Source organism: Flavobacterium lacustre (assembly GCF_027474525.2).
Classification (GTDB): domain Bacteria; phylum Bacteroidota; class Bacteroidia; order Flavobacteriales; family Flavobacteriaceae; genus Flavobacterium; species Flavobacterium lacustre.
Genome location: NZ_CP114882.2, coordinates 2,663,015 through 2,676,745, shown reverse-complemented (window position 1 = coordinate 2,676,745; position 13,731 = coordinate 2,663,015). Strand labels below are relative to the sequence as shown.

At 32.9% G+C, this 13,731-nt stretch carries 10 protein-coding genes; 6 read left to right on the top strand and 4 right to left on the bottom strand.

Features of this window, described 5'->3' with window-relative positions; genetic code table 11:
* The 3 genes from O6P34_RS11605 to O6P34_RS11595 are packed head-to-tail and all read right to left on the bottom strand — an operon-like array spanning position 1 to position 2,145.
* Positions 1–1,065, bottom strand: a complete 1,065-nt coding sequence (locus O6P34_RS11605) for a hypothetical protein (RefSeq protein ID WP_269684673.1) — start codon at positions 1,063–1,065, stop codon at positions 1–3.
* Complete coding sequence (locus O6P34_RS11600; RefSeq protein WP_269684672.1) at positions 1,049–1,594, bottom strand: anti-sigma factor; 546 nt, start codon at positions 1,592–1,594, stop codon at positions 1,049–1,051. The genes O6P34_RS11605 and O6P34_RS11600 overlap by 17 nt, the downstream gene beginning before the upstream one ends.
* Positions 1,591–2,145, bottom strand: coding sequence for an RNA polymerase sigma factor (locus tag O6P34_RS11595; RefSeq protein ID WP_269684671.1), 555 nt, complete (start codon positions 2,143–2,145; stop codon positions 1,591–1,593). The genes O6P34_RS11600 and O6P34_RS11595 overlap by 4 nt, the downstream gene beginning before the upstream one ends.
* 310 nt (positions 2,146–2,455) lie before the next feature.
* On the opposite strand from O6P34_RS11595, the gene lon reads away from it, so the two are divergent.
* The 6 genes from lon to O6P34_RS11565 all read left to right on the top strand — a co-directional run bounded on the left by lon (position 2,456) and on the right by O6P34_RS11565 (position 11,110).
* Positions 2,456–4,909: an endopeptidase La gene (gene lon, locus O6P34_RS11590; protein ID WP_269684670.1), complete on the top strand. Its 2,454-nt coding sequence runs from the start codon at positions 2,456–2,458 to the stop codon at positions 4,907–4,909.
* 164 nt (positions 4,910–5,073) lie between these two features.
* A complete protein-coding gene (gene porQ / locus O6P34_RS11585) occupies positions 5,074–6,096 on the top strand; it encodes a type IX secretion system protein PorQ (RefSeq protein WP_269684669.1) in 1,023 nt (340 codons plus the stop codon).
* A 58-nt stretch (positions 6,097–6,154) separates the two neighbouring features.
* Positions 6,155–6,850, top strand: a complete 696-nt coding sequence (gene cmk, locus O6P34_RS11580) for a (d)CMP kinase (protein ID WP_269684668.1) — start codon at positions 6,155–6,157, stop codon at positions 6,848–6,850.
* A gap of 71 nt (positions 6,851–6,921) precedes the next feature.
* A complete protein-coding gene (locus O6P34_RS11575; protein WP_269684667.1) occupies positions 6,922–8,178 on the top strand; it encodes a nucleoside permease in 1,257 nt (418 codons plus the stop codon).
* 276 nt (positions 8,179–8,454) lie between these two features.
* Positions 8,455–10,233 (top strand): 30S ribosomal protein S1, encoded by a 1,779-nt coding sequence (rpsA, locus tag O6P34_RS11570; protein ID WP_269684666.1) that lies wholly within the window; start codon positions 8,455–8,457, stop codon positions 10,231–10,233.
* Between the two features lie 322 nt (positions 10,234–10,555).
* On the top strand, positions 10,556–11,110 hold the full coding sequence (locus O6P34_RS11565) for a fasciclin domain-containing protein (RefSeq protein ID WP_269684665.1): 555 nt from the start codon (positions 10,556–10,558) through the stop codon (positions 11,108–11,110).
* Between the two features lie 121 nt (positions 11,111–11,231).
* On the opposite strand, the gene pheT is transcribed toward O6P34_RS11565, so the two are convergent.
* Positions 11,232–13,652, bottom strand: a complete 2,421-nt coding sequence (gene pheT / locus O6P34_RS11560; protein WP_269684664.1) for a phenylalanine--tRNA ligase subunit beta — start codon at positions 13,650–13,652, stop codon at positions 11,232–11,234.
* Positions 13,653–13,731: the final 79 nt, after the last annotated feature.

Sequence of the window (13,731 nt, the reverse complement as noted above, 5' to 3'; positions counted from 1 at the left end):
TTATTGTTTCTTCGTTAAACTTACATTCCCGTAATCTGAAATTACAGATAAATTATTAATTCCTTTTTTCTTATTAAAACCGCTGTATACTTTTGAATTATTGTTATCTTCTTTCGAATAAATGTCTAAATCACTGTCGTATTTAAAATCGGCGTATTTAACACTTACATTAAAATCAAAGAAATAATTGGGTTGATATCCAATTGAAATACCGCTAAATCCGGCAACAATTGCAATGTTATTTGCCTTGGCATTTATACTTGAAATACCCACATTGCTATATTTGGTATTCAATCGCAATTGATTAAAAACAGATCCAATTTTTATGGTCAAATAATTTCCGCTTGCGTCTAATGAATTCACATTTTGGATTTTGATTGTTCCATATTTACTTAAATATTTAACATCGCCACTTTCTTGAATAACAACATCTGTATAATCTGAAATCAAATCAAGTTTTACGACTTCACCAATTTTTATTTCTGAATATTTAGCATTCACAGTTCCATTTTTCAAGAAATCAATACTGGAATCGGTACAATATTGCATTAGAATTGCGTTTCGATTTCCGTTTAACTTTCCCAAATTAATTTTTCCATATTTGCAATTGATATCGGTATTGGCAAAAAGGTCGGTTGTTGTAATATTCCCATATTTATTATTGAGTTTTACACTGCCGTTTTTGGGAATTTTTACGATATAATTAATTTCAAAACTGTTGTTTTTACCTTTGTATTTAGAACTTGAATTGGCAATTACCGTTTTGGCCGAAATCAAACCTTTCAATGCGGTAATGTCAACATTGATATCATTTATACGTTCGTTTACCCAATTTTCGCTATCGCCACTTACTTTTATCAAAATATCCAATTCAATTTTATCTTCATCCCAAGTGGTAACAAAAATAGTTCCATAAGAATTATCAATATTTAATCCCGCATCCAGATTGACAAAATACGCTTTCTTTATACTTTTTTGCTTCACAAAAGTAAAATCATTAGTATTTGAAAAACCTAAAAATGGAATTAATACTAATAAAATCAATAAATTACATAGTTTTTTCATCGGAAATTATTTTTCGGTTTTCATTATCTTCAATATGCTGCAGTACGTTTTGTAAAAAAGAAATTCGGGTTTGAAGGTTGCTAATCATGGCGTAAATAATTTGTTTACTTTCCCCGTTCGTTTCTAATTCCATGATTATTTTTTGATAATCACTGTCCAAAGTTCTCATTTGCTTGAGTGCATCCGCAATAATTTTTTCGTTTTCAGGTGATTTCTTCTCTTTTATTTTTTCTAATTCTTTTTCGATTAAAACTGTAAAAATTGAATCGGTCTGTTTAGTTTCTTTCGAAGCAAATTTCAATTCACTTGATTCTGCATTAGAGTTGTAAAAAAAAGAAATGCTCAGTAATACAACAATAGATGCGGCGATTGCCATTGAAATAAAATAATTTCGTTTGGATTTCTTTTTTGTTTTCGAATTTAATTTGTCTAAAAATCGAATTTCATGTTTATTATCTGGTTCTTGAACGTCCCATTGCGAATCAAATTTTTCAAACAATTTGTCTAATTTCTCATTTTCATGTATCATATCTCTAGTAATTTTTTTCTTAAACTGTCTTTTGCTCTGCTCAATGTAGTCCTGCAATTGGCATAACTGATATTCAGAATTTCACTGATTTCTTCTTGATCATAACCTTCGATAAAAAACAAAGTCAAAACCATTCGATAATTATCTTTTAAGGATTGAATAGTATCTAAAACCTGCTTGATTTTTAAATCATTAAAGTTTAAATTTTCTGTAAAATCCGAAGTTGTTTCTACTACTTTAGACAATGTTTTTTCTAATTCTTCGGGTTGAAACTGATTGTTTTTTTTGTAAAAATCAATGCTGCAATTCACAATAATTCGTTTCAACCAAGCCCCAAAAGCCACTTCTTGTTTGTAATCTTCTATTTTTGTAAACGCTTTCAAAAAGCCTTCCTGCATGACATCTTCGGCAAAATGTACATCTTTCACAATTCTATACGCAACATTATACATCGCTTTACAATAGCGATTGTAAACCTCGAATTGGGCTTGCTGATTTTTTTGCTTACAAAGCAAAATTAATTCTTCGATATTTTGATTAGACAAACTCAAACAACTGATTGGGATTTATACTATAGACTTGACTTTTTTTTATTTGTTACACTTTTGTAAATATAAACGGTAAATTTAGTTTTCTATCGAGCTTAAAAGGAATATATTTTCAAACCATATTGTATTTAAAGTTGTTTTTGAACCCAGATAAAATAACCGTTCTTATTATGGCATAAAGATTGATTTTATAGGTAGAAATCACTTATTAATGTTACATTACTATTTGATTTACAAGGAAATAAATGAACAAATACACTAACTTTGTATTAAATGTTTTTTACGTTTAATGACAAAATGACTCAATTACAATATGTCAAATCACAAAATACTCACTATTGACAATCTGTCACTTCAGGAATTTGATTCTGAAGCAGAATTAATCCCGTTATTAACTCCGGAAGATGAGGAGGAAATGAATAACGAGGAATTACCAGATTCATTACCTATTTTGCCATTGCGCAACACGGTTTTGTTTCCTGGAGTTGTTATTCCAATTTCGGCAGGAAGAGATAAATCCATAAAACTAATCAATGACGCCAATGCAGCCGGAAAAGTTATTGGAGTGGTTTCTCAAATTAATGAAGAAGACGAAGATCCCTCAAAAGACGACATTAATAAAATAGGAACGGTGGCCAGAATTCTTCGTGTGCTTAAAATGCCTGACGGAAATGTTACTGTAATTCTTCAAGGAAAAAAACGTTTTGAAATTGCAGAAGTAGTTTCAGAAGAGCCTTATATCACCGCTACAATCAAAGAAGTTTCTGAAAAAAGGCCAAAGAAAAATGACACTGAATTTAATGCCATAATCGATTCGTTAAAAGAATTGGCTATCAAAATTATTCAGGAAAGTCCAAATATTCCATCGGAAGCTACATTTGCCATAAAAAATATTGAAAGTAAGTCGTTTCTAATCAATTTTGTTTCTTCTAACATGAATTTGACTGTTAAGGAAAAACAAGATTTATTGACGATAAATGGTTTGAAAGAACGCGCTCTTGAAACCTTGCGTTTTATGAATGTTGAGTTTCAAAAATTAGAATTAAAAAATGATATTCAGTCAAAAGTTCGTTTTGATTTAGACCAACAACAAAGAGAATATTTCTTGCATCAGCAAATGAAAACCATTCAAGAAGAATTGGGAGGCGTTTCGCAGGAGGAAGAAATGGACGAAATGAGTCAGAAAGCTAAAACCAAAAAATGGGACGAAAAGACTAAAACTCATTTCGAAAAAGAATTATCAAAAATGCGTCGAATGAATCCTCAGGCACCTGATTTTGGTATTCAAAGAAACTATTTAGAACTGTTTTTAGAATTGCCTTGGGGTGAATATTCGAAAGATAATTTCGATTTAAAACATGCTCAAAAGGTTTTAGATAAAGATCATTTTGGTTTAGAAGACGTTAAGAAAAGAATGATTGAACATTTGGCTGTACTTAAACTTCGAAATGACATGAAGTCTCCAATAATCTGTTTAACAGGACCTCCGGGTGTTGGTAAAACATCTATTGGTCGATCTGTAGCCGAAGCTTTAGGCAGAGAATATGTGCGTATTTCGTTAGGAGGTTTACGTGATGAAGCAGAAATTCGCGGACATAGAAAAACCTATATTGGTGCCATGCCGGGAAGAATTATTCAAAGTTTAAAGAAAGCAGGAACTTCAAATCCAGTATTTGTTCTGGATGAAATAGATAAATTGTCAAGCAGTAACAGTGGTGATCCGTCATCAGCATTATTAGAAGTTTTAGATCCGGAACAAAACAATGCTTTTTATGATAATTTCCTGGAAATGGGCTACGATTTATCGAAAGTGATGTTTATTGCCACGTCTAATAATATGGCAGCGATTCAACCGGCATTGAAAGACCGAATGGAAATCATCAAAATGTCCGGTTATACAATTGAAGAAAAAGTTGAAATTGCACGTAAGCATTTATTTTCAAAACAATTGGCTGCACACGGATTGACGAGCAAGGATTTGACCATTGGAAAAAAACAATTAGAAAAAATCGTTGAAGGTTACACAAGAGAATCTGGTGTTCGTGGTCTTGAAAACAAAATTGCTCAAATCATCCGTAACGCAGCAAAATCAGTTGCTATGGAAGAACCTTATAATAAAAAAGTGACTGACGAAGACATTATAAATGTTTTAGGAGTTCCAAGATTAGAAAGAGATAAATACGAAAATAATGATGTTGCCGGTGTTGTTACCGGATTGGCTTGGACAAGTGTTGGAGGCGATATTCTATTTATAGAATCCTTGATTTCTCCAGGAAAAGGCGCAATGACTATTACAGGAAATCTAGGTACTGTCATGAAAGAATCGGCTACAATTGCTTTAGAATACATTAAAGCAAATGCGGAATTATTAGGATTAAATCCTGATATACTTTCAAAATATAACATTCACTTACACGTTCCTGAGGGCGCTACTCCAAAAGACGGACCAAGTGCCGGAATTGCTATGTTGACTTCTTTGGTTTCTTTGTTGACACAAAAAAGAGTTAAGAAAAACCTTGCTATGACAGGCGAAATCACTTTGCGTGGAAAAGTTTTACCGGTTGGCGGAATAAAAGAAAAGATTTTGGCCGCCAAAAGAGCGAATATCAAAGAGATTATTTTATGTCATGAAAACAAAAGTGATATTGATGAAATCAAAGCAGAATATCTCGAAGGACTTACTTTTCATTACGTAAAAGAAATGAGTGAGGTGCTGAAAATTGCGTTGACTACTCAAAAAGTTAAAAATGCGAAAGATTTAGCTTAATAAATACAAGCACTAAAATAAGATTCCAAATTCAAAAACTAGATTTATTTAGTTTAGAATTTGGAATTTTTATTTACAATTGTGAGTTTCAAACACGCAATTATTGTATTTATAATTTTATCTTCGCAATTGCGTTTTACTATTTTAAAATAGCGATTTAAAGCATGCTCAAAAAACTCTTATTTGTATTTTTATTCTTCTTTTGCTCTGTTTCATACAGTCAAATAGGAGGGAAGTACACCTATCAGTTTCTGAATTTGATTACATCTCCCAGACAAGCAGCTTTAGGCGGAAAAACAATCACAATTTATGATGACGATGTGAATCAGGCACATTTTAATCCGGCAACTATAAATGCGGATATGGACAATCATTTGGCATTAAATTACGGAAGTTATTTTAAAGAAGTCACCTACGGAACAGCTTCTTACGCCTATACTTACGACCGACATTTGCAAACTTTTCAGGCAGGAGTTAATTATGTGAATTACGGAAATTTTGATGGTTACGATGAAAATGGTCAGGCTACCAGTAGTTTTTCAGGTAGTGAAATAGCGCTTTCATTAGGATATTCTTACAATATTCCGAACACGGATATTCATATTGGTGCGAATGCAAAATTGATTTCTTCGAATTTAGAAAGTTATAGCTCTTTGGGAGGCGCCATAGATATTGGAGCACTTTTTATAGACGAAAGAAACGATGTAAATTGGGGATTAGTTATTCGAAATATTGGAACTCAATTTACCACATACTCGGGAACAAACGAAAAATTACCTTTAGAAATTATTGCCGGTGTTTCACAAGAACTAGAAAATGTGCCCATACGATGGCATCTTACTTTAGAGAATTTACAACAATGGAATATTGCTTTTTCTAATCCTGTACGTGCCGAAAACTCAATTGACGGCAATACTGATGAAGAAAAAATATCATTTGTTAATAATGCGTTGCGTCACGTTATTTTTGGGGCGGAACTGTTTCCTAAAAAAGCGTTTAATCTCAGGGTTGGTTACAATTTTCGTAGAGCTGAAGAATTAAAAATTTTGGAACAACGCAATTTCTCCGGAGTTTCGTTAGGTTTTGGATTAAAATTAAATAAATTGAAATTCAATTATTCCTATTCCAGATACACATTAGCTGGAAATACAAGCCTTTTTGGACTGACAATAAATTTTCAGGAATAATTTATCCGATAAAAAAACAGAGAATCAATTTAGAATTAAGAACTTTAAACTTCATACTTTGAGTAAAAAAATTACTATTGCAATTGATGGATTTTCATCCACCGGAAAAAGTACTTTGGCAAAACAATTAGCCAAAAAATTGGGATATGTATATGTAGATACAGGCGCAATGTATCGCGCAGTTGCTTTGTTTGCGATGCAAAACGGCTATATCAGTCTTGATTTTTTTGATAAAGAAACATTGATTAACAGTTTGCCTTTCATTAAATTAGAATTTAAATTTAATCCTGATTTAGGTTTTGCTGAGATGTATTTGAATGAAACAAACGTAGAAACTGAAATTCGAACTATTGAAGTTTCTAATTTTGTGAGTAAAGTGGCTGAAATTTCAGAAGTTCGCGCTAAATTAGTGGAGCAACAACAAAAAATGGGTAAAAATAAAGGAATAGTCATGGATGGCAGAGACATTGGAACCGTAGTTTTTCCGGATGCTGAGCTCAAAATATTCATGACAGCCGGTGCAGATACAAGAGCACAAAGACGTTTTGATGAATTACAGGAAAAAGGCGATCCCGTTACTTATGAAGAAGTATTGAAAAACGTTGAAGAACGTGATTATATTGATACAAATCGAGAAGATTCGCCTTTGGTTATGGCGGATGATGCTATTGAAATTGACAATTCATATCTTACAAAACAAGAACAATTTGATGCTGTTTTAGAATTGGTAAATGACGTTACTAATCCCTTATAAAACTTGTTCAATACCATTTTTAATAGTAGTTTTACGGCTTACTATTTTTTAAATAAAATACAATTCATCTTATGGGAATTAAAAATAGATTGGTAATAATGAACTTTCTTCAGTTCTTTATATGGGGATCGTGGTTACTTACTATTGGGGCATATTGGTTTAATAATAAGAATTGGTCCGGGACTGAGTTTGGAATAATATTCTCTACAATGGGAATTTCTTCTGTTTTTATGCCTGCGTTAACCGGAATAATTTCGGATCGATTTATTAACGCAGAAAAACTATACGGATTGCTTCATTTTCTTGGAGCCATAGCATTGTTTTATTTACCGCAAGTCGATAATCCAACTACTTTTTTTTGGGTGATGTTGGTTAATATGTTTTTTTACATGCCAACGATTTCTTTATCAATTACTGTTGCCTATAATGCCTTAAAAGCAAAGGATATGGATGTGGTAAAAGATTATCCGCCCATTCGAATTTGGGGAACAATAGGCTTTATTGTTGCACTTTGGGTAGTTAGTTTAACTCATAATGAAACTTCTGCAAATCAGTTTTATATTGCTGGTGTAGTAGCATTTTTGTTAGGTGTTTATGCATTTACTTTACCAAAATGTCCTCCTATGTGCAAAGGCGAGAAAAGCGCTTCTTTCACAAAAGCTTTAGGATTGAATGCTTTCGAATTATTTAAACAACGAAAATTTGCTATTTTCTTCGTATTTTCTATGTTATTGGGAGCAGCCTTGCAGTTGACCAATGCTTACGGAGATACTTATATTCATGATTTTGCCAATGTTGATATTTATAAAGATACCATTGCTGTTCGATATCCGGCAATAATCATGTCTATTTCACAAGTTTCTGAAACCTTATTTATTTTGGCAATTCCTTTTTTCTTAAGAAAATTTGGAATTAAATATGTGATGTTATTCAGTATGTTAGCTTGGGTATTGCGTTTTGGATTATTTGCTTTCGGAAACCCTTCTGACGGACTTTGGATGATTATAATGTCTTGTATTGTATACGGAATGGCATTTGACTTTTTTAACATTTCAGGATCCTTGTTTGTTGAAACCCAAACGGATTCAAAAATTAGAGGTAGTGCACAAGGTATGTTTATGATGATGGTTAACGGTTTTGGAGCCTTAATAGGAAGTTTTGCCAGCGGTTACATCATTCAACAATATTTCACCTTAACGGACGGAAGTAAAGATTGGTTTGGAATCTGGATTACTTTTGCCAGTTATGCATTAGTTTTGGCACTTATTTTCCCTTTTGTTTTCAAATACAAACATGATCCAAAAGTATTAGGAGAATTGACCCATTAAATAGAATTCACAATCAAATATAAACCAAACCCGGTGCTTTTAAGTATCGGGTTTCTTATTTTATAAAATACGACTGATTATTAATCGATTAACTTTTTGGTTTTCTTCTACTATCTCTTCAAAAATATTTTGCGAATTCATATTAATGTCATACTTTTGCACACCTTTTGGCGGTCAGCGTTTCCTTTAGGTATCAATTATTTATATAAACAACTTCTGTATTTTCTACCGCATCAAGAAACACGAGAAAACACAGAATACAAATTTTTAATCAGCATGTCTGAACAATTAAAATCACAAGAAGAGTTTTTAGCAAATTTTAACTGGCACAATTTCGAAGAAGGTATTGATGCTGTTGATGAGAAAAACTTACAAGAATTCGAAGACTTAGTTTCAAAAACTTTCATCGCTACAGATCAAGAAGAAGTAGTAGAAGGTGTAGTTGTTAGAATTACAGATAGAGACGTTATCGTTGATATCAACGCAAAATCGGAAGGTGTTATTTCATTAAACGAATTCCGTTACAACCCAGCATTAAAAGTAGGTGACAAAGTAGAAGTATTAATTGACATCCGTGAGGACAAAACAGGTCAACTAGTATTATCTCACAGAAAAGCACGTACTATCAAATCATGGGATAGAGTTATTTCGGCTAACGAAACAGGAGAAATCGTTAATGGTTTTGTAAAATGCAGAACTAAAGGTGGTATGATCGTTGACGTTTTCGGAATTGAAGCTTTCTTACCAGGATCTCAAATTGATGTTAAACCAATTAGAGACTACGATGTATATGTAAACAAAATGATGGAATTCAAAGTGGTAAAAATCAACCACGAATTCAAAAATGTTGTTGTTTCTCATAAAGCGCTTATCGAAGCGGATATTGAAGTACAGAAAAAAGAAATCATCGGTCAATTACAAAAAGGACAAGTATTAGAAGGTGTTGTTAAAAACATTACTTCATACGGTGTATTTATTGACTTAGGTGGTGTTGATGGATTAATTCACATTACTGACCTTTCTTGGAGTAGAATCAACCACCCAAGTGAAGTTCTTGAATTAGACCAAAAATTAAACGTTGTAATCCTTGATTTCGATGATGAGAAAACAAGAATTCAATTAGGATTGAAACAATTAAATGCTCACCCATGGGATGCTTTAGATGCTAACTTAAAAATTGGTGATAAAGTAAAAGGTAAAGTAGTTGTAATCGCTGATTACGGTGCTTTCATCGAAGTTGCTGAAGGTGTTGAAGGTTTAATCCACGTTTCTGAAATGTCTTGGTCTACTCACTTACGTTCTGCTCAAGATTTCGTAAAAGTAGGAGATATTGTTGAAGGAGTTATCTTGACTCTTGATAGAGATGACCGTAAAATGTCATTAGGTATCAAACAATTATCACAAGATCCTTGGACTGATATCACTGCTAAATACCCAGTAGGGTCTAAACATACAGGTATCGTTAGAAACTTTACAAACTTCGGAATTTTCGTAGAATTAGAAGAAGGAATTGACGGATTGATTTACATCTCAGACCTTTCTTGGACTAAGAAAATCAAACACCCATCAGAATTTGTAAATGTTGGTGAAAAATTAGACGTAGTTGTATTAGAATTAGATGTTGAAGGACGTAAATTATCTTTAGGTCACAAACAAACTACTGCTAATCCTTGGGATCAATACGAAGATTCTTTCGCAGTTGGAACTATCCACACAGGTGAAATTTCTGAAATTGTTGACAAAGGAGCTACTGTAGAATTCGGAGATGATATCGTTGCTTTCATTCCAACTCGTCACCTTGAAAAAGAAGACGGAAAGAAATTGAAAAAAGGAGAATCAGCTGATTTCAAAGTAATCGAATTCAACAAAGAATTCAAAAGAGTTGTTGCTTCTCACACTGCAATCTTCCGTGAAGAAGAAGAGAAAAACGTGAAAGCGGTTACTGAAAATACTTCATCTGCATCATCTACAAACGCACCAGCTGCAACTTTGGGAGATAACAATGATGTATTAGCTGCATTAAAAGCTAAAATGGAAAAATCAGAGAAAAAATAATTCTTGATTTTTTAAATATAGAAAGTCCCACAGCAATGTGGGACTTTTTTTTGTGCTTTTATTTCTCAGGAGCACAACAGTTAAATATAATACAACAATCCTCCCGCTGTACGCAGTATCTTTTTATTGCACAGCAACCACTTTTCCAAATCAACTTTGGTGTACGCAAAAAAAGGATACTTGCTGCCATCGGGGCTAATTAGACCTTATTCCTGTTTCATCACCATTCAAAAAAGTACCTATTTTAAAAATAATTTTCTTTTTTAAAACCAAACCTAATCAAACACCGTAAATGTCTATATAACTTAAAAAAATAGATTTTATGAAAACTAGAAAATTTTTATCGATTGCCTTATTTACAGTAGCTTTAGGAACAACTTCATTTGCACAAAAAACAGTTATGGTTGGAGGAGCTGCAATGTATCCAACAAAAAATATTGTAGAAAATGCAGTAAACTCAAAAGACCACACCACATTGGTAGCAGCAGTAAAAGCAGCTGGTTTAGTAGAAACACTACAAAGCGCCGGCCCCTTCACCGTTTTTGCCCCAACAAATGCAGCATTTGATAAATTACCAATGGGAACTGTCGAAACCCTTTTGAAACCAGAAAATTTAAAAACCCTGCAAACTATTTTGACCTACCATGTAGTAGCAGGAAAAATGAACGGAATGGATGTAGCAAAAGCCATTAAAGCAGGAAATGGAAAGGCAATGCTAAAAACAGTAAGTGGAGAAACCTTAACCGCTTGGATGCAAGGAAAGGATCTATACATTACAGACGAAAGCGGGAATAAAGCTAAAGTTACTATTGCCGACGTAAATCAATCTAATGGCGTAATTCATGTAATTGATACCGTTTTATTACCTAAACAATAATTTTTGATTGGGAATTAATTGTTAGTTGTTAATTGTAAAACACTGTTGGTTAAAGGTGTTTTATAAAAAAATCCCAATTCTAAAATTTAGAATTGGGATTTTGAATTTTATGCGAATATTTTTATCTCAAACTTGCTCCAAGCTCAGTTTCAAAATTCTTCTGTAATTTACTCATGATTTTATCAATCTGAACATCGGTTAAGGTTTTCGAATTATCTTGAATGATAAAACTCAATGCATATGACTTTTTGCCTTCGGCTAAATTTTTTCCTTCATAAACATCAAATAAATTAATGTCCTTCAAAAGTGTTTTCTCCGTTTGACGTGCAATATTATAAATACTGTCGTACGTTACATTTTGATCAATCAATAAAGCTAAATCTCTGCGTACTTCAGGGTATTTTGGAATTTCAGCATATTTTATCTTAGTAGTAATCAATTTCAAAATTAAAGCCCAATTAAAATCCGCAAAAAATACTTCTTGTTTGATTCCAAAATGTTTTAAGATGGATTTCTTAACTACTCCTAATTCTACAATTACTTCTTCTCCAAAACCTATTGCAATTCCTTCGGCAAAAACATCCGAAGTCAAAGGAAGGTGTTGTGTTTTTTGAATTCCTAATCTTGAAAGTACCGCATTTACATACCCTTTAAACAAAAAGAAATCTGATGGTTTTTGAGTATTAGTCCAACTTTCCTGATTTCTGTTTCCAGAAAGAAACAAAGTTAAATGTTTGCGCTCTTCGTATCCCGAAGGTAAGTTATGGTACGATTTTCCGAATTCAAATAATTTTAAATCTGCATTTTTTCGGTTGATATTATACGAAACAGCTTCTAATCCAGAAAACAATAAAGATTGACGCATTGTAGCTAAATCAGCACTCAGCGGATTCAACATCGTTACATTATGCTCTTCTTTCAATAAATCAGATAATTGAACATAAGATGCTGTAGTCAAAGAATTCGCCATCATTTCATTAAATCCCTGAGAATTTAATTGAGTCGCAATGCTATTCTGAACTTTATAATCTTCAGTTCGAGGAGAATTAGAAACCGTTGCATTTAGTTTCTTAGAAAAATTGATATTGTTATAACCATAAACCCTCAGAATTTCCTCAATAACATCAATTTCTCTTTGCACATCAACGCGGTACGCAGGAATTGTAAGTCCTAAACCAGCATCTGAAACGCTGTTTACTTTAATATCCAGAGAAACTAATATTTTCTTAATCGTATCTTTTGATAATTCCTGACCAATAATTTTAGCTACTTTACTGAAATTTAAAAACACAGTAAAATCTTCAATTTTCTTTGGATACACATCTATAACATCCGAAGTGATTTCTCCTCCAGCTACTTCTTGAATCAATAATGCAGCGCGTTTTAATGCGTAAACAGTGATAGTTGGATCAATTCCTCTTTCAAATCTAAAAGAAGCATCTGTATTTAATTGATGTCTTTTAGCCGTTTTTCGAATACTAACCGGATTAAAATAAGCACTTTCTAAGAAAATAGAATTTGTATTTTCAGAAACTCCCGATTTTTTTCCACCAAAAACTCCTGCTATACACAAAGGACCTTTTTCGTCACAAATCATCAAATCCTCCTCATCCAAAGTTCTTTCAACATCATCAAGAGTAACGAACTTAGTCCCTGTAGGCAACGTTTTTACACTAATTTTTCCATTAATTTTTGAAGCATCAAAAGCATGAAGTGGTTGACCTAATTCGTGTAACACATAATTAGTTACGTCAATAATATTATTTTTTGGATTTAATCCAATCGCTTTTAATCTGTTTTGTAACCAGCTTGGTGATGGTTTTACCGTAATTCCAGAAATAGTTACTCCACAATATCTTGGAGCAAGTTTTGATTCTTTAACATCAATATCTATTTTCAGAATTCTTTTATCAACTCTAAAATTACTCACCGAAGGAGTAATCAATTCTACATTGACACCACTTTGTAACAAACCGGCTTTCAAATCGCGTGCTGTTCCCCAATGACTCATTGCATCGGCACGGTTTGGTGTCAGTCCAATTTCAAAAACTTCATCATTTTCAATTTTAAAAACGGTAGCGGCTTTTGTTCCAGGAACCAGAGCATTATCAAGAATCATAATGCCTTCATGGCTTTCACCAAGACCTAATTCGTCTTCAGCGCAAATCATACCATGGCTTTCCTGACCACGAATTTTCCCTTTTTTTATCGTAAAAGCAACACCTGTTGCATCATATAATATAGTCCCGATAGTCGCCACAGGCACTTTTTGTCCTGCCGCTACATTACTTGCGCCACATACAATTTGTACCGGTATTCCGTCTCCTAAATCTACTGTAGTTATTTTTAATCTATCCGCATCAGGATGTTGTATACACGTAAGAACGTGACCTACTACAATCCCTTCTAAGCCACCTTTTACTGATTGGTATTTATCAACAATTTCAACTTCAAGACCTAAATCGGTTAGTAAAGCTGCCGTTTCTTCGGACTTCCAATCTATTTTAACGAATTGTTTTAACCAGTTGTAAGATATTTTCATTTGTGAATTTTAATAAGAATGCAAATATAAGGATTGCAGTTTGGAGTAAGAAACAATTTATTTGGTTTTTTATAACTGT